Genomic DNA, 18,879 nt, shown 5'->3' on the forward strand with positions numbered 1-18,879 from the left:
CGCCTCAGTCGCCCCGCCGCCGACCGCCGCCCGCGGTGCCGCGCCACTGCGCCGGGGACATCCCGTACGCCTTGCGGAAGGCGTGGCTGAAGTGGGCGGGGCTGACGAATCCCCAACGGGCGGCCACCGCGGCGATGGTCCGGTCGGCCGCCTCCGGGCGGGCCAGTTCGGCCCGGCACGCGTCGAGTCGCCGGCGGCGCACCCAGCCGCTGACCGTCGTGCCCTGCTCCTGGAAGAGCTTGTGCAGGTAGCGCAGGGAGATGCCGTGCTCGTCGGCGAGCGCTTGGGGCGAGAGCTCGGGCTCACCGAGGCGGGCCTCGATGGCGGCCTTGACGCGGTCGAGCATCGTGGCCTGCCCCGCACCGGCCGGTTCAGCGGTGCCCAGTTGATCCGCGGCCAAGGTGGCGAGGAGGTCCGCGGCAGTGCGGGCGAGCCTCTCGCGGGCGGTCGGTGCGGCCGTGCCGATCTCCTGCGCCAGTCCGGACAGGAGCGGGAGCACAAGCGCGGCCGGTCCGTCGGGAATGTCGCCGATGGCCTTCGCGGTGACTCGGCGTATCTCCGCCTCGCCCAGCCTCAGCAACGGGCGGGGAACCATCAGGACCCGCGCCCGATGGCGCTCCGGCAGGACGAGGCTGAACGGCCGGCTCGCGTCGTAGAAGGCCAGGATTCCTGGGCGCAGGTCCGCTGAGCGGCCGTCCTTTAACAGCCGTGCCCGGCCCTGGAGTTGCAGGCGGGCGAAAACGTGCCCGTGGCCGTCCGCCGCCGCGCCCTGCGGAGTCCGGACGACCTCCACGGCGTCGGACTCCTCGGTCGCGACCTGAAGCGTGCCCAGCCGGAGCGCCTGGAGGGAGCCCTGCCAGGACTCCGGATCCGCACGGGCGACCAGTTCGAGATCGCCGTAGGCCGTCGACAGAGCCTGCTTCCAGGACGACAGCCCGCACAAGGCGGTCACGTCGCCCGGCACCAGTTCTCCTCCGTGAAGCGCCGGGCCCGCTCGCCTTGCAGCCAGTCGGTCGGGGAGATGCCGTACTCCCGGCGAAAAGCCCGTCCGAAGTGTGCGGTGCCGCTGAATCCCCAGCGGCGGGCGACGCCGCCCACGCTCGCGGCGCCTGTCAGCTCCCTGCGGCACTCCTGCAGCCGGAGCCGGCGAATCCAGCGGCCGACCGTCGTGCCCTCCTGCTCGAACAGCCGGTGCAGGTACCGCACCGAGATCCCATGGGCCCGGGCGATGACCGCAGGCGTGAGGCCCGGCTCCGCCAAGTGCCAGCGGACGAACCTCTGGATGCGCAGCAGGAGCACGCGGTCGGCGCCGGGCAGGCCGGCCGGCTCCACGCCCAGTTGCTGCGCCGCGGCTGCGGCCAGCAGGCCCACGGCGCTGTCGGCCAGCCGCTCGGCGACCGGCCCGGAGTAGGACTCGGACGTGTCCGCCAGACGGGACATGAACGGTGAGAGCAGGGTCGCGAGCCCGCCCGCCGGGCGCATGGCCCGTGCCGTGATCCGTCCCAGGGCCGCTTCGGGCTGGCCGACGAGGCGGCGCGGCACGGCGAAGATCTTCTGCTGGAACCGTTGCGGAAAGCGCATGCGGTAGGGGCGAGTGCTCTCGAAGAACGCGAGGTCGCCGGGCCGTAGTTCCGTGTACCGGCCGTCCTGCTCGACCTGGGTCGTGCCGCTGCACTGCAGGGCGACGAACACCTGCTTGCCGTCGCCGCGGGCGACGAAGCGCGGGGCCCGGTGTATCTCGCCCGGATCGCAGTCGACCGTGGTGATCTGGAGTTCGCCGAGGCGATCCGTCCGCATCGTGGCGTCGACCGTTCCGGCCTCCGTGGAGATGTCCAACCCCACCAGCGTGGCGAGGACGGCGTCATGCCAGAACTCCAGACGCTCGCGAGTCGGCACGGAACTCGTGGAGAGCACCTGGCCGCGTCGCCGCACCGCGGAGTCGTCTTCTGTGAAGGAACCGTGGAAGGCTGACATACCCGTCAGCCTGCCTTCGGCCAGGTCGCGCACGCATCAGTCGGTCGACTGGTCCGCGCCGCTCAGCAGAGAGCGCAGGAAGGCGGCGCCCTGCCGCACGGCCGCCCGGGTCGGCGGACTGTCGCGCAGTGCGTTCAGTGACACGAAGTCGTGGACCGTGCCCAGGAAGCGGGCCGCGGTCACCTCGACTCCGGCGCGGCGCAGCTGATCCGCGTACCGCTCGCCCTCGTCCCGCGTCACGTCGGCCTCCGCCGTGATCACCAGGGCCGGCGGCAGCCCCGCCAGCTCCGCCGGGCTCGCCCGTAACGGGGACGCGGTCGGCTCGGCCAGCTCCCGGGGATCGTCGCTGTACTGCCGCCAGTACCAGCGCAGGGCATCCCGGGTGAGCAGATACCCCGTGGCGAACTGCCGCTGGGAGGGGCTGTCGCAGTGTGCGTCGGTGATCGGGTAGTACAGCAACTGCGCGCGGATCCCCGGGCCGCCGCGTGACTTCGCCAGCATGGTGAGCGCGGTGGCCATGGTGGCGCCGGCGCAGTCCCCGGCGACCGCCAACCGGTCCGTGTCGAGCCCGAGTTCCGTCGCGTGACGGACCGCCCAGGTCAGCAGGGCGTAGCACTCCTCGACGGCCACGGGATAGCGGGCCTCGGGAGTGCGGCCGTACTCGGGGACGACGGCGGCCACGCCCGCGCCGAGTACGAGTTCGCTGATGAGCCGGGCATGGGTCTGCGCGTCTCCCAGCATCCAGCGGCCGCCGTGGACGTAGAGCATGGTGGGGAGCGGGCCTTCCGCGCCGGCCGGTCTGAAGATCCAGAAGCCCACCAGCCCGGACGGTCCCACGGGTGTCAGCAGGAAAGTGGCGTCCATCTCGAAGTCCTCGACCAGGTGGGCCTGGGACTCCCTCAGGGCCTGCCGGCCGTCGACCGGTCGCAGCTCGTGCAGAAAGGGCGGTGCCGAGGACGCGTCGACGAGCCGCTGCGCCAGCGGGTCGAGAACCACGGGGGACGGGCGCTCCCGGTAGGTCACCTCTCGTGCACCAGCAGGTCGCGCAGCTGATGGCGGCTGCTGATGCCGAGTTTGGGATAGACGTTGTACAGGTGCGAGCCCACCGTACGCGGCGAGAGGAAGAGCCGTTCGCCGATCTCGCGATTGGACAGGCCGTCCGCGGCCAGCCGCGCGATCTGCTGTTGCTGGGCGGTCAGTTCGGTCAGCGGATCCGCCGACCTGGGCGCACGGGCCACCCCGCTCGCGCGCAGCTCGCTCCGGGCCGACGCGGCGAGGTGACGGGCACCGATCCGGGCCGCCTCCTCCAGTACGACCGTCAGCTGGGCGCGTGCCTCCAGCGGCCTTCTGCGCCTGCGCAGCCAGATCGCGTAGTCCAGGCGGGCCCGGGCCCGTTCCAGGGGCCACCGGGCCGCCTCCGGATTGACCACGGCCAGCCGGAAGTGGTGCTCGGAGTCGGCATCCGCGTCGACGAGGGCCGCCGCATGGTGCATGAGCAGCGTCATCCGGGTCGTCGGCCGGTCACCCTGGCCTCGTCGGACCTCCGCGAGGACGCGCGCCGCCTCCCGCTGCCGGCCCGTGCGCTGGGCTGCGGCGGCGAGTTCGGCGATGCAGCGGGGGGAGAGGAAGGGGTCGAGGGGGGAGCCGTCGGCCGTGAACAGCGCCCGTAAATGCCGGAAGGCACCGTCTCCGTCTCCGAGGACCATGGCCGTCAGACCGGAGGCCCGAAGCATCCGGGCATGGGTGGCCCGGTTCTCGTCCAGGCCGACGGAGCGCCGGTTCGGGCCGGTGAACTGCGTGCCCGGCACGCTCTCGCCGCGCAGTGCGCGCAGGGTCGCTCCCAGAGCTTCGAGGTCCGCCTCGACCCGGGTCCACCGATGGACGACGGCGTAGGAGAGGCCCTCGTCGATCAGGTCCTCGGCCTCCGCCCACCGCCCGGTGCCGAGCAGCGTGTCCACCTGGGCCGGGAGGACCCAGGCATACGGGCCCAGGGCGCCCTGCGCACGCAGCAGCTCGCCCGCCTGCCGGTACCGCTCCGCGCACAGGTCCGACTCGTCGGCGCAGTAGGCGACCGAGGCGGTCGCGAGCAGCCGGGTCGGCCGGCCCGGACCGTCGAGGGCACCGAGTCCCGGCACCGTCAGCCTGCGCAGTGCGCCGGGGGCGTGGGCGGCCGGATCGACTCCGGTCGCGACGACGGCTTCCAGGGACGCCAGGACGTCGGCACCGGCGAGTTCGGGCAGGGGCCGGTGGTCCTGCTGACCGCTCCGGTCGTTCTCCGCCCGCGCCGTCCGTACGGCCTGGTCGAGCAGGCGCGGCAACTGCCGCCGGTGCTCGGGGCGTCCGGACTGGCAGGCGATGCCCGTGGCGACCGCCGCGAGCGCGAGGGCCGTCGTGGCGCTGCCCGGGGGTGTGTCCTGCGCCGCCCTGAGCAGGAGGTCGAAGGCCTCCCGCTGGAACGAGAGCAGTGACAGCGCTCCGCTCATGGCGCAGGCCGCGACGCACATCAGTTCCGGGTCGGGGCTCATCTCGCTCAGCGCCGTGTACAGGTCGCGCACCCATCCGGGGTCGCCGAGATCACTCGCGGCGATCAGGGCCTCGGCGAGACGGCGGGCGCGGTCGTCGTCGCCGGGACTCAGGCGCGCGGCCTGTTCCAGGGCCGTAGCCGCGGTGAAACGGTCCTCCCGAGCGCGGTCGGCGGCTTCCTCCAGGGCGGCTGCCACGGACTCGTCCGGGCCGATGGCCGCCGCGGCCAGATGCCAGGCCCGCCGCGCGGGGCGGTGCCCGCATACGGCGGCCAGATCCCGGTGTGCCCGCTGGCGCAGCTTCGCGGAGTGCCCGTGGAACGCCGCCGTGCGCATCAGCGGATCGCGGAAGGCGAGACGGCCGTCGGCGATGGCGATCAGGCGGGCCTCCTCCGCGGGGACCCATACCTTCAGGTCATGGGTGCCCAAGGCGGCCATGACGGTCGTGAGCTCCTCCTGCGTCGCGGCGGCTGCCGCGTACAACAGCGCGCGCTGTGTCCCTTCCGGCAGGGCGCCCAGTTGTGCTGCGAACATCTGCTGGACGCGGCGGGTCTGCAGCGGTTCCCGACCCGCCGGTGACGGCCGGGTACCGCTGTGTGCGGCCCTGCTCAGCTCGATGATCGCCAGCGGGTTCCCCTCCGCCTGCCTCAGCAGGTCCAGCCTGGCTCGTCCGGTGGGCGCACCCGGCTGAGCGTCCAGCAGCCGAGCCGAGGCCCGCCGTGACAGCGGTCCGAGGCACAGTACGGGGAAATCCGCGGGAACCCCGACGGGGGCAGCCTCGCCCCGTGCTGTGAAGAGCACGGTCACGGCCTGGTCGGTAAGTCGTCGGGTCACGAAGAAGAGAACGTCCAAGGAGTCACGGTCGCAGTCCTGGAGGTCGTCCACGGTCAGCAGGACCGGGCCTGCCTGCGCGAGGTGACTCAGCAACGCCAGGACCGCGACGCGCAGGACCATTCCCTCCGGCCGAGCGGCGTCCGGAGCCGGCCCGAAGACGGCGCGAAGTGCCGGCCGCTGGTGCTCCGGCAGCGCATCGATCTCGCCCAGCACCGGAAGGAGGAGCTGGTGCAGGGATGCGAACGACTGCCGCGCTTCCGAGGAACACCCCCGCGCCGACAAGACCCTGGCCCCGCATCCTGGGGCCTTCTCCTCGGCGACCCGGAGCAACCGGGTCTTGCCGGTGCCGGCCTCCCCCAGCACGAGCAGGGCCTGTGGCAGGCCGCGGCGCCCGTCGACGGACCACAGGATCCGGTCGACTTCCGACTCCCGGCCGATCGGCGTCGTGTCGCTGAGCACCTCGAATCCCACCACCGTTTCCGTGTCCTGCCCCGGTGATCGGATGCTGTCAGGGACTCGGAAGGCATCGCTTCTGTCATGTGACCAGTCATGCGCGCCTGTCCGGAAAGCGAACTCCTGCCCGAGCCGGGCAACAGGCCTGGCAGGATGCCGATTTGTCGACGCGGTGGGTTGGGGGAAAGGGAACATCATGGTTTTCGGTGCCGAGCGGGAGCGCAGCCTGGAAATCCTCGGCAGGGACCACGAGATGTCGCGGATCACGCAGCTGGTCGACACCGTGGACGGGAGCGGCCCCAAGGTGCTCGTGCTGACCGGCGAGCCGGGAGCGGGCAAGAGCACCCTGGTCGACTGGGCCGCCTCGCAGGCCACGGCGCGCGGTCGACGCGTGCTCCGGGTGCGAGGCTGCGAAGGCGAGAAGGACCTCGGTTTCGCGGGGGTGCATCAGCTGCTGAGCCCGGTCCTCGCCGGCGTCGACCGGCTTCCCCCGCCGCAGCGCGACGCCCTGCGCCACGCGTTCGGCCTGGACCGGACCGACGGATCACCGGCGCCGGACCCGCTGTCCATCAGGGTCGGAGTGCTGACGCTGCTCTCGGACACGGCGGCGGAGCGCCCGTTACTGATCGCCGTCGACGATGCCCAGTGGCTGGACGTCGGCTCGCTGGACGTGCTCGCGTTCGTCGCCCGGCGCCTGGACGGGGAACCCGCCGCCCTGCTGCTCGCCGCACGCGACGAGGCGGTGCCGGCGCGCTTCGACCGCGACTTCCCGCATCTGCCGGCCGGCCCGCTGAGCCGAGCCGCGGCCGGGCTCCTGCTGGACACACAGCCGCAGCCGCCCCGGGGCCGGATCCGGACCCAGATCCTCCAGCAAGCCGCCGGGAACCCCCTGGCACTCATCGAACTCGCGCGAGCCTTCGCCAAGGATCCGGGCAGCAGTGACATCGGCTCCTTCGGCTCGCTCCCGCTCACCGCCCGGCTGGAGCACCTCTTCGCCGCCGACCTGCCCACCCTGCCGCCCACGACCCGACGCGTCCTGCTCCTGGCGGCAGCCGCGGGCACCGCACGAGGATCGGACGTCCTGCACGCCGCCCCCGGCGCGGAGGGGCCCGAGGTCTGGCAACCCGCCGAACAGGCAGGGCTGGTGCGCGTCGAGAGCGGCCAGGTGCGACTGCGCCACCCACTGGTCCGCTCCGCCGTCTACCAGGCCGCGACCTTCGCGGAACGCCGCGAGGCCCACCTGGCGCTCGCCGACGCGTTCGCGCACGAACCCGATCGCCGCACCTGGCATCTCGCCGCCGCCGCACTCGGCCCCGACGAACAGGTCGCCCGCGCGCTGGCAGAGAGCGCGGAACGCTTCCAGCACCGCGGCGGACACGCGGCCGCGGCGACCGCCCTGGAACGCGCCGCCGAACTCACCCCGGAGCCGCAGGAGCGCGCCCGCCGCCTGCTCGCCGCGGCCACGTCCGCCATGTACGCGGGCCATCCGCAGTGGGTCGGGGAGATCGCGGGCCGGGTCGATGCCCTGACCGACGACCCCCAACTCCTCGCCGAGGCATCCCTGCGTGCCGGCTGGTCACTCGCCGTCACGCTGCGGCACGACGACTCCCTGGCCTTCCTGCTGCCCGTGGCCGAGTCCATGGCCGCCCCGGCGCCGGCCCTGGCGCTGAGCGCCCTGGGAACGGCCGCGACCCCGGCGTACAACTCCGGCGACCCCCGCTACCGGCACGAAATCCGGCGCGTCAACGGTCTCATCGCACCGCAGCCCGACGAATCCGACCGCGTCTGGCAACTGGCGGCCGGCCATCCGTTCACGGACCGGCAGCAGACCCTGAAGAGCCTGACCCACGCGGTGGACACCATGCCGGACGGCTCCCTGTCCGACCTCGTCGCGCTCGGCGCCGCGGCCTGGATCCTGGACGAGACCGACGAGGCCGTACGCCTGCTCGACCGGGCCATGGACCAGCTGCGCCGGGCCGCGACGGCCGGCACCAACTGCACCGTCGCACAAGCCCTCGCTCTGGCCCTGTTCGAGAGCGGAGCCTGGACCGCGGCCCAGTCCGCCGCCGAGGAAGCCTTCTGGATGGCAACGGAGGCAGGCGCGGACAACGTCACCGTGGGAGCGCCGATCCTCCAGGCCACACTGCGCGCCGCCCGCGGCGACCACGCGGCCGCGCGCGCCCAGGTGGACGACGCCGTCCGCGGCCGGGACCTGCGCAAGTCCCGCAGCCTGTACGTGCGTCACCGCCACGCGCTCGGCATGGCGGCCCTCGCGGAGGGCGATCACGAGCAGGCGTACGAGCAGCTGCGCCGCGTCTTCACCCGGGACGCCCGTCCGGCCCCCGTCCACTACCACGCCTCCCTCTACTACCTCGCCGACCTCGCCGCCGCAGCCGTCCGCGCAGGACAGACGGACGACGCCCGCACCGTGCTCCACACCGCCGAGCGGACCCTGGAGAAGTCCCGCTCCGCCCGCCTGGCCGCGATCGTGCACCGCGCCTCGGCCCTGCTGAGCGACCCCGACGACGCGGAGCCCCATTTCCGTGCGGCGACGAGCGGCGACCCGGCCGGCGCCCGATGGCCCTTCGAATACGCCCTCGCCCACCTGGACTTCGGCGAGTGGCTGCGACGCCGCCGACGGGCAGCCGAGGCGCGACCGCTGCTCGGCACGGCCCTCGACATCTTCGAACGCCTGGACGCACGCCCCTGGGCCGAACGCACCACCGCCGAACTCCGTGCGGCGGGCGTGATCGTGGCGCCATCCGCCGCGCACGAGACCCCGGCCGACCTGACGCCGCAAGAGCTGCAGATCGCCCAACTGGCAGCGGAAGGCCTGACGAACCGCGACATCGGGGCCCGGCTGTACCTCTCCCCGCGCACCATCGGCTTCCACCTGCACAAGATCTTCCCGAAGCTGGGCATCACCGGCCGCGCCCAACTGCGCGACGCACTCGGCTCCGGCCCCGGCGAGCAGCCGCGATGAGCTTCGGGCGGGAGGCGAGCCTGTCGGGGATCTCCGGCGGTCCGGGACAGCAAGGCACTGTAGGTCGGATGCCGCACCTGACGTGTGGAGAAGTACAAAGCAGTGGAGCGCCCCCGGCAGGACTCGAACCTGCGGCCAAGCGCTTAGAAGGCGCCTGGTGTTTGCGATGCAAGGCGCTCCCGACCTGCGGCGCTGTTCGAGGTCAGCTTCGCGGGCCGCCAACTTCGACACGCATTCGACCAGCGGCAGCCAGACTGACGGGCGGGTCCTGTGAAACTGATTGAGCTACTGCGTGATCTTGCGATGCCGGGTCACCTCTTCGTCTCGGGTGAACCGCACCGCTCGCACGGCCTGTAACCCACCGCCTGCGCGTCGCCCAGCAGCATCCAGCTGGCGTCATCCAACTGCCGGCCTTCGCCGACCATGAGCCCGCACTGTTCGTCGCCGTGGAACACTTCGCGGCTGGTTGGAGCGCTCGCGCGCACTAGCACCGCGGGCTCGCCGGAGCGGTCGACGCCCTCACTGGCGTAGCACTCCTGCATCCACTGCGCCGCGTCCTCTTGGCCGAACCCGTCTGGGTACGGCAGTTCCCTTCCGCGCATTTCTGTCCCGTCCTTCTACCTGGCTTACGTGCCGTCCTGCTCGGTCAAGCAGGTGTATATCAAGTCCGCTGCCGGGCCAGCTATTTCAGCGAAACTGAGGACAGTCAGCACAGATGCCGTGGGCTTCTGTCGTTGATGGTCGGCGTTGGGTCACCTCGGACGGCCCAGCGACGGCCCGGGCGGCCTCGACCAAGCGCTTAGAAGATGCGGGCACGCCGTAGTGGGGCGGTCGGACTGTCTCGTGCCGCCACCACGCCGGGTCGCCGAGTACCGCCGCTGCCTGCCGTCGTTGCCGTCACTGCCAGTGGTGGAGCGTCCCCCCTTTACACATGCCTTGCCGATGAGCCCTGCTAACCCGAAGCAACTTGGACGGGCGTCTAAGCACCGTTGTCTGCTGCTGATCGTCCGCGTCGTCACGCAGTTAGACACTCACCTCGGGCGCGGGCCTCTTGCCCCGGCGACTCCTAGGTGACGTTCAGCTGCAGTTACCCGAAGAGAGTCACTCAGAGGGTGGAGACTTAGCCGAAACTTCATTCTCGTCCGCCTTCGAGTCTTCCATTAGCTGTGCAACAACTCGCTGCACTTCCTCTTCATCGTTAGCATCGCCTACCGTGATTGCGATCGTTTTACCATTCCGTTCGATGGTGATCGTTGCACCTTCCCTACGCCCACGTGCCGCCCTCCAAGCTGTGATGGCCGCTGCGACAGATGCTGCAGCGACCCCGCTGGATAGAGCGCTTCCGATAATTGCGAGAAGTGACCCCATCACTGCTCCAACTCCGCCACTAGGGCACCACTAAAGCTCGTGACGAGAGCAGCCGAGAAAAACCACAAGGAATACGTGCGCACAAAGGATTCGTCGATTTCCCGCTTATCTCCCAGCGCTGCGGAGATGTCAGCGAACCACAGTGTTGTGAAAACGGCGATTAGGACGTTGCCGCAGCCCAGGAGTCGAGGTAGCACTCCGAATTTCGCATGCTTCATCGTAAACGCCTGCCCCGCAGCGGCAGCGGACAGCCCGGTTGCAACGATCAGTAACTCGCCGTGGCCGATAAGGTCCGTGAGAGTTCTTTCACTACCGCGCGTTGCACCGATGAAGTAACCAGCAATGATTGGCATGACCGCGAAAACAACACCGAACGTAAACCAGTTGACCATCTTGACGGTCGCCAGCTTCCATTTCGGATGCGTGGTTGCGCCCGGTGTCGAGGGACCGGGCGGAGACGTCCCTGCGGTGCTACTTCCAGGCGTGCCGGTTGAAGAAGACGACATGAGCCCCCGTTCTGCGCTAACTGCAGCATCGTCCCCCATTTGTAGCGCAGAGCGTGGCGGCCCGGCAGTGGTTTCGTCAGTCTCGGCGCCAGAAGGGGTCTCGGCGCCAGAAGGGCTCGAAGCAACTTCGGTAGACGTGGCGCCTTGGGGCAGGCGTGGGGTCTCAGGGCAGAGCGGGGTGGGGGTAGTCACCTGTGGTACCGACGGTCAGCGTTGGTCGACTTCGCACGGCCCAGGGGCAGGCCTGGGGGGGATCAGATGTCGCGATCAAGCGGCCCAGATGGGGAGCGGGGCAGGCAGGCCACCAGACAATGGAGCCACCTTTCATTGCACACCGGGGCAGTAGTCGATTACCTACCCCAAGAGCAACACCGCCAGGCGCCACTCGGGATGGATCTTGATGTTAGTCACATACGACCATACCTCTTCAAGGATCTCATTCTCCCACAGCCCTGTTATGCGCGAATGCAGGCGAATGGTTGCCAAGGTAAGCGCGTCCTGAACAAGGCAAACGCCAAAAAGCATGTCAACATCGTCACCGATAAGGGGGTATTCCTTTTTGTAGTCCTCCTGAAAGATGAGAGAGGCAGGAACACCCCATGCGGTCTTGAAGTACTTCCTCCAGGCGAAATCCGCGACTGCCGTCTCGAATTTAAGTCGCCGCAAGGGTGGGTCTTCGATGGCGAAGGAACCCATCATTCCGACTGAAGCCATGGCACCCACAAGGAACTGAATGTGCACCATCATCCAGTTCAGCGGCTCTTGACCGAGGCGATCGAGCCATTCGTTCGTCAGTTGGTCGTACTCGGCCTTTTGGCATGTGATCCGAGCTGAGAGTCGACGGTAGGTGAGCGTGGCCTCCTCGCTAGGTAGTGCTGTATCCTCCGGCACAAAATGAAGAGGGGCCAGCTCCTGCACCTTCTTCTCGACTGAACCGAACTCGGGTAGCAGCAGATCAATACGTGCGAATATTAGGAACTGCTGAGTGAGGTCGTAGCGGCTCCAGACCGCGACCGTCAGGCCGGGATAAAGTTCCTCAAATTCCTGAGCTAGAGCCAGCATGGATGGGTGTACCCCGGGGTAGTTGACAACGAAAGTCCACTGCTTCACCTGCTTCGGTATCTGCCAACACTCTTCGAAGCGGGCAAGGTCCGCCTTCATTTTGTTGCGGGCTTCAGCGAGCTTGAAATAGGGGCTCGGCGAATAGACGGCAAAGAAGACTTTCCGTGACCTAAGGAATCCATCGCACCCGAGGTCCCCTTCATTCCCATACGTAGCTGTGGCAGTGTAGTCGTCACCGTGAATCGATCGCATGATTCGATCGAATAGGAACTGAAATGACGTTCCGTGGGTCCGACGGTATTCCACCTCTAGCTTGAGCCTATAGGCGTTCTTTATCCAATCAGGTCGGTCTTCCAGCCATTCAAAGTCGCTTCTCTTCGGCATGGCGGCTCCCGCTAGTCCGGCCTACAGCGTGCTCTCATGTTGCCCGACCTGACAGGTGACCACACGGTCGGTGGAGCGGCTTTGGGCTGGAGCTGCTTTGGGGCGAGTGATCATGGCCCCGTAAGCTTCCGGCGCGTCGGGCAGTCTGTGGACCTGCCCGTTAAAGCACGACGTTGGGGCCATGATCTTAGAGGCTCGCCCCAAAGTGGCTGCCTAAAGCCGTGGAGCCGACCGCCCCAGCCACAGAGGGTGTCTCCCCCCTTCATGCCCGCAGCCGCCGAGCGCGCCGCCGGGCGCGGCCAGCCGGGGCGAAGACAGGAGGCAGGCCGCGCCGCATAGGCGGCGCGCGCCCGCGCCGTGCGCGGGCCTTGATGAAGTAGGGAAAGTTCTATCCCGCTGGGATGAGGCGTTTGCCGTCGTGGCTCCGTACATGAGGGCGTTGCCGTCCAAGGCGTCCATGACCCGGATCGCGAAGACCTCGGACATGCGCTCGCGGATTTCGTCGGGCGTGAGCCAGTCGACCGCGGTTGATTCGCTGGACAGGCGCTCGGTGCCGGCCGATGGGTCACAGCGGAAGACCAGAGCCACGACGCCCAGATTCATGTTCTTGTAGACGCCCGTGAGTTGGCGGACGTCGACCTTGATGCCGGTCTCTTCGAAAACCTCGCGTACGACGCCTGCCTGTGGGGCCTCATGCAGTTCCAGGACACCGCCGGGTGGCTCCCAGGTGCCGTTGTCCGCCCTGCGGATGGCGAGGATCCTGCCGTCTGCCCGGACGGTGATCCCTGCGACTGAGACTGAGTGTCTTGGGCTCTCCGGCACTCCCCGCGCTCCCCGCCGCTCTTACGCCGCTGCGTCGCCCGGCACCTGGCCGTGCTCGAGATAGACCGGCGTGCTCTCGGCGCGGGCCTCGATCGCTGCGAGGATCCTGCGGGCCAGTCGCGGGATAGTCCGCTCTGTGATCTCGCTCGGGCGGACGAACCTGACGGCCTTCAGCTCGTCGGCCTGGAGAAGGATGCCCTCCACTGTCTCCGGCGTGAGCTCTCCGCCGTCGAACAGGTACAGCACCTTGTCGCCCTCGGCAGCATTGGGCGCCCAGTCGACGACCAAGAGACGACCGAGGGCGGGCGTGATCCCCAGCTCTTCGCGTACCTCTCGGCTGGCAGCTTGCAACGGCGATTCGCCGGTCTCGACGTAGCCACCGGGGATGTCCCAGTAGTCCTTGTACGTGGGCTCCACCATGAGGACGTGCCCGTCCGCATCAAAGAAGAGCGCACCCGCGGCCATGCGCGGATGCGCCATCTTCGCTTCGTGCTCGTTCGCTGCCATGCAGCCGAGCGTACCCACCTAGACCACGTGCAGCCGATCGGCCAGTCCCGCCATCTCCTGGCTCGGCCGTCCCCTGTGGTTCCGGACCCACGTGAGGACCAGCTCACGCGCGAGGTAGTGGCTGCGTACCTGCTCAGGGGCCCAAGACTCTGCCTCAAGGATCATCGCCAGCGCGTCATCGATGCGATTGTGCGCACTGAGCGCGCGAGCAACCTCGATGTTGTGTCGCGTACGACGCTCAGTGGGGAGGCCGCTGGTGTCGATCTGTGGGCCTAGGTCGATGGCGACCTGCATGTCCCCCATCTCCGCCGCCGTGGCCACGCGGTGGATATCGACGTTGGTCGGGCCGAACGCGGTCCACATGTGGTTCGCGTCCCGCCCGAGCTGGCGAGCCGCCTGGTCGGCCTCGGCGAGGAACTCCCTCACAGTCGAGCGGTCATCTGCTCGGGCCGCCCCCATCGAACCAGCGAGGAACAGCGTGCCGTAGATCGACAGGAAGTCATGGCTGGCGCCGGTGAGCCCGGGCCGAAGGTAGTCGGCTGCGTCGCCGACGAGCTGCACGGCAGCGTCGAAGCGGCCAGTTGTGAGGAGACAGTGGGCCACGGACCGGAAGAGTGATCCCGTCACCGCAGAATTGCCGGACTGCTGTGCTGCGCCCAATCCGCGATCGGCTGCGATCCATGCGAGATCTACCTCGCCCACTTTGCCGAGGACCATGGCGGCACTCTGGTAGGTCAGCGCCAACAGCTCGTTGGCCTCCTCGCGGTCGGTGCCTTCGTACGCCTGCGCAGCTATGAGCGCGTCGGTTAGCAGCAGAGGCAGGCGGCGGGTCGCGAAGGCATAGCGGGAAGCCTGGTAGGCGTCCATCACCTCAGTGACGCTGCTTCGCAGTTCCTCCAGCTGCGTGGGTTCCCCTTCGGTCGGCAGTCCCAACAGCGGCGTGAGCTGGCGGTAGTTCATCAGGGCCGACCGGAGTGCCGGCACTGTGCGATTGCCGCTGTCCTGGGTCCAGTCCATGAGAGTTGGCTCGGCGAGCAGATCTCCGAGAGACACGTCGAGCGCGTCTGCCAGGGACTTGATGACCGAGAGGCGGTCCAGCTCCAGCCGGTTGTTCTCGGCCTTGCTCAGCCAGTCGACCGTACGGCCGACGAGCCCCGCCAACACCTCCTGGGGCATGCCGCGCCTACGGCGGTACCAAGCGACTCGCTCACCGATCGTCAGGTTCGTCGTCATTCCTCGCATGGGAAGAGCGTCCACCCGTCTCTCAGTACGGCCCCGGAGAGTTTTTCCGGGGTGATGAGTCGGTCCGGTCCTAGCGTTGATGACAAGCCGAGGGGCTGTCAGATCGAGAGGGCGACGAAAGGGCTGTGACAGTGCTGAGCCCGGCAGAGCGACGAGAACTGATCAACCAGATAAGGGGACTTGGTGATGAGCTGGCAGAGGTCGCACGCCGAGCCGAAGCCCTGGTCATCGCCCTTGCGCCTGCTTACGAACCAAGTCCTCCAGCTGATCCATCCGTTCCGCAAGACGGCGCACATCCTGGCGGACCTCCGACAGGTACTGCGTGATCTGCTCGAACTCAGGGCTGCGCTTGCTGGGGCCTCCTTCGCCCGGCAGCGCTGCGAAGCTGCCCTTGCCCTGGTGAGAGATCGCGTAGCCATCTTCACGGAGACGCGAGATCGCTTGGCGGGCGACGGTGCGCGACACAGAGTGCTGTGCCATCAGCTCCGCCTCAGATGGCAGCTTCTCCCCGGGTGATAGCTCTCCGTCGCGGATCCGGCGCTTGAACTCGTCAGCGATCTGCAAGTACGCGGCGCGCCCGGCGGTGAAGTCGGCCATAGCCCCTCTCAGTGGTTGTCGTACCTAGTGCAGCACATCGCGCGGACACCCGTCGAGAGAACCACTTGACACACCAAGTAGTACAGGTTCATCCTCTAATCCAAGATGACGTACTAAGTACGTCAAGTTCATCGACCTTTGGAGCGCACCATGCGTCAGATCCCCGTCGACACCTCCGCCGCGACCGTGATGGTCGCCAAGACCCCGCAGCCTAAGGTCAAGGACCGCCGTACCGGCGAGATCGCCACCGATGCCGAGACCGGCGCGAAGCTGATGACCGTGGACGTGATGTTCGCGGCGAACGACGAGGTGGAGATCCTGTCCATCACCGTCCCGGAGCCGGGTATCTCCGGCGAGCTGGCCATGGGCACTCCGGTTGCCCTCACGGGCTTGATCGCCCGGCCGTGGGAGAACGAGTTCAACGGCCAGAAGCGGCACGGGATCGCCTTCCGGGCGGTCGCCGTCACCTCGCTTGTCGCCGCTGCCTCTCAGTCTGAGGCGGCCTGATCATGACCTGGTTAATGGTCGCGCTGGTGCTGGTCGTCGCTGCTGCGGGTCTCCTGCGGTGGCGGCGCCCCGCCTGGTACTGGCTGACCTTCGGGGTCACCTTCGCCGTGGTGCGCGTCCTGGTCCGGTACGGCTCGGTCATGGATGCCTGTGGGCTGACCGTCCCGCCCTCGCGCTGGCGTCTCACCCTTGCTCGGGTCGCCAACCGGCCCGTGCCGGAGTCCCGCCCGCCGCGCATCCTGCGGCTGCGGCCCACCCGGACCGGCCTGGTGCTGCGGCTCAAGCTCCGGCCCGGACAGGACGCCTTCGACATCGCTGCCGCGTCCGACCGGCTGCGGCACTCGTTCGCGATGTACGGCGTCACCTCGCGCGAACTCCGCTCGGGAGTTGTCGAGTTGCGGATGACCGGCTACGACGTGCTCAAGCGGGTGCAGATGCCCGCTAAGACCGACACGGCGCCGATGCGCGTTCCGGTCGCCCTGCGTGAGGACGGCTCCGTCCACTACCGCGACTACCGGGCGATACCGCACGCGCTGACTCTCGGCGCCACCGAATCCGGCAAGTCCGTCTATCAGCGCAACCTCGTTGCAGGGCTCGCACCCATGGACGTCGCGCTCGTTGGGATCGACTGCAAGCAGGGTGTTGAGCTGTACCCACTGGCCCGCCGATTCTCCGCACTGGCCGTCGCCCCAGACACCGCCGCCGAACTCCTCGACGCTCTGGTGAATCACATGGAGGGCGTCTACCAACTGATACGCGCCGAACAGCGCATCACCGCCGATGTCCCGGACGCCGAGATCGCCGCTGGTATCTGGGACCTGCCCGACCACCTGCGCCCGGTCCCGATCGTGGTCCTGGTCGACGAGGTCGCCGAACTCGCCCTGTTCGCTACCAAGGACGAGGAGAAGCGCCGGGACCGGATCATCACCGCGCTCGCCCGGCTCGCCCAGCTCGGCCGTGCCGCCGGGATCTACCTGGAGATCTGCGGGCAGCGCTTCGGCTCCGAACTCGGCAAGGGCATCACCATGCTCCGCGCCCAGCTCACCGGCCGAACAGCGCACCGCGTCAACGACGAGTCCAGCGCCAACATGGCTTTCGGCGACATCGCCCCGGACGCCGTCCTCGCCGCCATCCAGATCCCCGCCGACATGCGCGGCCTCGCCATCGCGGGCGACTCCACCGGAGGCTGGCACCGCATCCGCGCCCCGCACACCTCCCTGCGGCAGGCCGTGAACACCTGCAACCGGCACGCCGACCGAACCCCATACCTCCCCGAGCTCGCGGCCTTCCGGCCCCTGCTGCCCGGCATCCCAGCGGCCCCGGTGCCGCTCTCCAAGGCCGCCCCCGCGACGGCCTGACCACTCCACCCCATCGGTCGGCGCGACCGCACCGCGCCAAGTCCCTACCCGAGCCATGCCCAAAGAAGGGAGAGCACTCATGTGCCCCCACTGCGAGGACTTCGCCCGCACCGTCGTGATGCTCGGCCAACTCGCCCTATACGCCGAGACGCTCGGCGCTGACCAGGACTTCATCGACTGCATGGGTCCGTCCCTCGCCGCGTCCCTGCCGGAGCCGCCGCCCGGCACGCTCCCGGCCGACTACGACCCCACCGACGGCCCCGAGCACCCCGGTGAGGGGTGACAACATGCCCCGCAAGATCCGCCTCGTCGTCCTCGTCCTGGCCGTGATTGCCGGCGCCCTGTCCTTCGCCCACCTGCATGACCTCGCCGCCGCTGCCGGGCAGACCGGATGGAAGGCCTGGGCCTATCCCGTCTCGGTCGACCTGCTGCTGGTCTGCGTGTTGCACCGCCTGCGTACCGACCGCTCCATGACGGCCTGGCTGTGGTTCCTGGTCGCCCTGGTCGCCTCGCTCGGCGCCAACATCGCCACCGCTGGTGTCCTCGACCTGGACCACGTCCCGGCCTGGCTGCGCATCGTCGTCGCCGGGTGGCCCGCGCTCGCCTTCCTCGGCGGCACCCTGCTCGCCCACGCGCCGACTGAGACCGGGGACCGGGTGCTGGTTCCGCCGGCACCCACACCCGCACCCGGCATCGAGCCTGAACCGAGCCCCGATCCGGAGCCGGAAGCCGCTCCGGTCACCGCCCCCGAGCAAGCCCCGGCCCTGCCAGCCGCCAAACCTGCTCCGGCGCCAGCGGTCCCTGTCCCGGCCGCCCTGGTCGACCACGCCCGCAAGGTCGCCCGCGACCACCACGCCCGCACCGGATCGCCAATCGACACCGACACCTTGCGCACGCGCCTTGGCGTCCCGCCCCACCTCGCCGACGCCATCGCCGCCCAACTCGCCTGACCAGAGAGGAGAACCGCCCGCCATGCCCTCCCGCGACCACTTCCACTCGCTGATGCAGATCGGCCCCGTGCAGATCGGCACCCACCGCGACCGCCACGGCCAGACCAAGCACGCCGCCGTGTGCACCGCCGACCGCTGCGGCTGGTCCGCCGACTACACCAGCCAGACCGCCGCCCAGCTCGCTGCCCGCACCCACCGCTGCCGCGTCCGCTAGGAGACCGCCATGGAAGTCCCGCTCTGGCTCGCCCTGCTCGCCGTCGGCTACCTCGGCGTCAAGCTCATCCGCCCGCCCGCCTGGCTCATCGCGGTGCTCCTGCTCGGCGGCTTCCTCCTCGCCGACAGCGTCCTTGCTCCCGCGATCAACACCTTCGTCAAGTAGCTCACCACTGAAGGGAGTTCACCCATGCTCCGTCCGAAGGTCCCGACCATGCCGACGCCGACCGGCCGTGTCACCCTGCCCGCCGTCGTCGAGCCGACCACCATCGTCCCCGGCACGCAGACCTCGGCGCCTCAGCCTCCGATGGCCTCGGCGCCGTCCCGGCCGGTCGTCCAGCTCACCCCCGGCACCGTGATCGCCCTCGTCGGCGGCGGCACCGCCGTGGTCCTGGTCGTCGGTGCCGTCCTGGTCTCGATGCTCCTGGCGGTCGCCGTCACCGGCGTCTCAGTCGCCGTGTGCGCCGTCGTCCTGCGCTCGCTGCTCGCCTCCGAGGCGAGGCGTCGCTGACCGGCCCCCGGAGCGGCCTCAACCGCCAAGTCTCGTCCGCTCCGGGCGCCGTCCCTATCCGATCCAAGAACCGGAAGGAACCTCCA

19 protein-coding genes, 1 tRNA gene and 1 pseudogene are annotated in these 18,879 nt (G+C 69.2%); 8 read left to right on the forward strand and 13 right to left on the reverse strand.

The genetic code is table 11. The features are described from left to right. Positions 1-4: 4 nt before the first annotated feature. The 4 genes from ABT063_RS08375 to ABT063_RS08390 form a co-directional block, all read right to left on the reverse strand. The gene (locus ABT063_RS08375; protein ID WP_351056411.1) at positions 5-964 is read right to left on the reverse strand and encodes a helix-turn-helix domain-containing protein; all 960 of its coding nucleotides are present in this window, start codon (positions 962-964) and stop codon (positions 5-7) included. Next, complete coding sequence (locus ABT063_RS08380) at positions 949-1,914, reverse strand: AraC-like ligand-binding domain-containing protein (protein WP_502990779.1); 966 nt, start codon at positions 1,912-1,914, stop codon at positions 949-951. Before ABT063_RS08380 ends, ABT063_RS08375 begins: the two co-directional genes overlap by 16 nt. 96 nt (positions 1,915-2,010) lie before the next feature. Then, positions 2,011-2,997: an alpha/beta hydrolase gene (locus ABT063_RS08385; RefSeq protein ID WP_351056413.1), complete on the reverse strand. Its 987-nt coding sequence runs from the start codon at positions 2,995-2,997 to the stop codon at positions 2,011-2,013. Then, positions 2,994-5,801 (reverse strand): AAA family ATPase, encoded by a 2,808-nt coding sequence (locus ABT063_RS08390; RefSeq protein ID WP_351056414.1) that lies wholly within the window; start codon positions 5,799-5,801, stop codon positions 2,994-2,996. The genes ABT063_RS08385 and ABT063_RS08390 overlap by 4 nt, the downstream gene beginning before the upstream one ends. 178 nt (positions 5,802-5,979) lie before the next feature. On the opposite strand from ABT063_RS08390, the gene ABT063_RS08395 reads away from it, so the two are divergent. Then, positions 5,980-8,766 (forward strand): helix-turn-helix transcriptional regulator, encoded by a 2,787-nt coding sequence (locus ABT063_RS08395; RefSeq protein WP_351056415.1) that lies wholly within the window; start codon positions 5,980-5,982, stop codon positions 8,764-8,766. A 103-nt stretch (positions 8,767-8,869) separates the two neighbouring features. Here the strand turns inward: ABT063_RS08395 and ABT063_RS08400 are convergent. From ABT063_RS08400 to ABT063_RS08440, 9 genes and pseudogenes are all read right to left on the reverse strand, one after another. After that, positions 8,870-8,959, reverse strand: a tRNA-Arg gene (locus ABT063_RS08400). Positions 8,960-9,077: 118 nt separating this feature from the next. Next, positions 9,078-9,368 (reverse strand): hypothetical protein, encoded by a 291-nt coding sequence (locus ABT063_RS08405; protein WP_351056416.1) that lies wholly within the window; start codon positions 9,366-9,368, stop codon positions 9,078-9,080. Between the two features lie 499 nt (positions 9,369-9,867). Beyond that, a complete protein-coding gene (locus tag ABT063_RS08410) occupies positions 9,868-10,134 on the reverse strand; it encodes an effector-associated constant component EACC1 (protein WP_351056417.1) in 267 nt (88 codons plus the stop codon). Further along, positions 10,134-10,640, reverse strand: a complete 507-nt coding sequence (locus ABT063_RS08415; RefSeq protein WP_351056418.1) for a hypothetical protein — start codon at positions 10,638-10,640, stop codon at positions 10,134-10,136. The genes ABT063_RS08410 and ABT063_RS08415 overlap by 1 nt, the downstream gene beginning before the upstream one ends. 354 nt (positions 10,641-10,994) lie before the next feature. After that, complete coding sequence (locus ABT063_RS08420) at positions 10,995-12,086, reverse strand: hypothetical protein (protein ID WP_351056419.1); 1,092 nt, start codon at positions 12,084-12,086, stop codon at positions 10,995-10,997. Positions 12,087-12,474: 388 nt separating this feature from the next. Further along, positions 12,475-12,908 (reverse strand): annotated as a pseudogene (locus tag ABT063_RS08425) (NUDIX hydrolase). Between the two features lie 21 nt (positions 12,909-12,929). After that, positions 12,930-13,415 (reverse strand): NUDIX domain-containing protein, encoded by a 486-nt coding sequence (locus ABT063_RS08430; protein WP_351056420.1) that lies wholly within the window; start codon positions 13,413-13,415, stop codon positions 12,930-12,932. An 18-nt stretch (positions 13,416-13,433) separates the two neighbouring features. Further along, positions 13,434-14,648 (reverse strand): helix-turn-helix domain-containing protein, encoded by a 1,215-nt coding sequence (locus ABT063_RS08435; protein ID WP_351056421.1) that lies wholly within the window; start codon positions 14,646-14,648, stop codon positions 13,434-13,436. 234 nt (positions 14,649-14,882) lie between these two features. Further along, positions 14,883-15,254 (reverse strand): GntR family transcriptional regulator, encoded by a 372-nt coding sequence (locus ABT063_RS08440; protein ID WP_351056422.1) that lies wholly within the window; start codon positions 15,252-15,254, stop codon positions 14,883-14,885. Between the two features lie 150 nt (positions 15,255-15,404). On the opposite strand from ABT063_RS08440, the gene ABT063_RS08445 reads away from it, so the two are divergent. The 7 genes from ABT063_RS08445 to ABT063_RS08475 all read left to right on the forward strand — a co-directional run bounded on the left by ABT063_RS08445 (position 15,405) and on the right by ABT063_RS08475 (position 18,793). After that, complete coding sequence (locus ABT063_RS08445; protein ID WP_351056423.1) at positions 15,405-15,761, forward strand: SCO3933 family regulatory protein; 357 nt, start codon at positions 15,405-15,407, stop codon at positions 15,759-15,761. A gap of 2 nt (positions 15,762-15,763) precedes the next feature. Next, entirely contained in the window at positions 15,764-17,119 is a 1,356-nt protein-coding gene (locus ABT063_RS08450; protein ID WP_351056424.1) for an FtsK/SpoIIIE domain-containing protein, read from the forward strand. Positions 17,120-17,198: 79 nt separating this feature from the next. After that, complete coding sequence (locus ABT063_RS08455; RefSeq protein WP_351056425.1) at positions 17,199-17,402, forward strand: hypothetical protein; 204 nt, start codon at positions 17,199-17,201, stop codon at positions 17,400-17,402. A 4-nt stretch (positions 17,403-17,406) separates the two neighbouring features. Next, the gene (locus ABT063_RS08460; protein ID WP_351056426.1) at positions 17,407-18,069 is read left to right on the forward strand and encodes a DUF2637 domain-containing protein; all 663 of its coding nucleotides are present in this window, start codon (positions 17,407-17,409) and stop codon (positions 18,067-18,069) included. A gap of 22 nt (positions 18,070-18,091) precedes the next feature. Further along, on the forward strand, positions 18,092-18,283 hold the full coding sequence (locus ABT063_RS08465; RefSeq protein ID WP_351056427.1) for a mobile element transfer protein: 192 nt from the start codon (positions 18,092-18,094) through the stop codon (positions 18,281-18,283). 9 nt (positions 18,284-18,292) lie between these two features. Next, complete coding sequence (locus ABT063_RS08470) at positions 18,293-18,448, forward strand: hypothetical protein (protein WP_351056428.1); 156 nt, start codon at positions 18,293-18,295, stop codon at positions 18,446-18,448. A 24-nt stretch (positions 18,449-18,472) separates the two neighbouring features. Then, complete coding sequence (locus tag ABT063_RS08475; protein ID WP_351056429.1) at positions 18,473-18,793, forward strand: SpdD-like protein; 321 nt, start codon at positions 18,473-18,475, stop codon at positions 18,791-18,793. The last annotated feature ends 86 nt before the right edge of the window (positions 18,794-18,879 follow it).

The sequence above is a fragment of the Streptomyces sp. NPDC002838 genome, from assembly GCF_040295365.1.
Classification (GTDB): Bacteria; Actinomycetota; Actinomycetes; order Streptomycetales; family Streptomycetaceae; genus Streptomyces.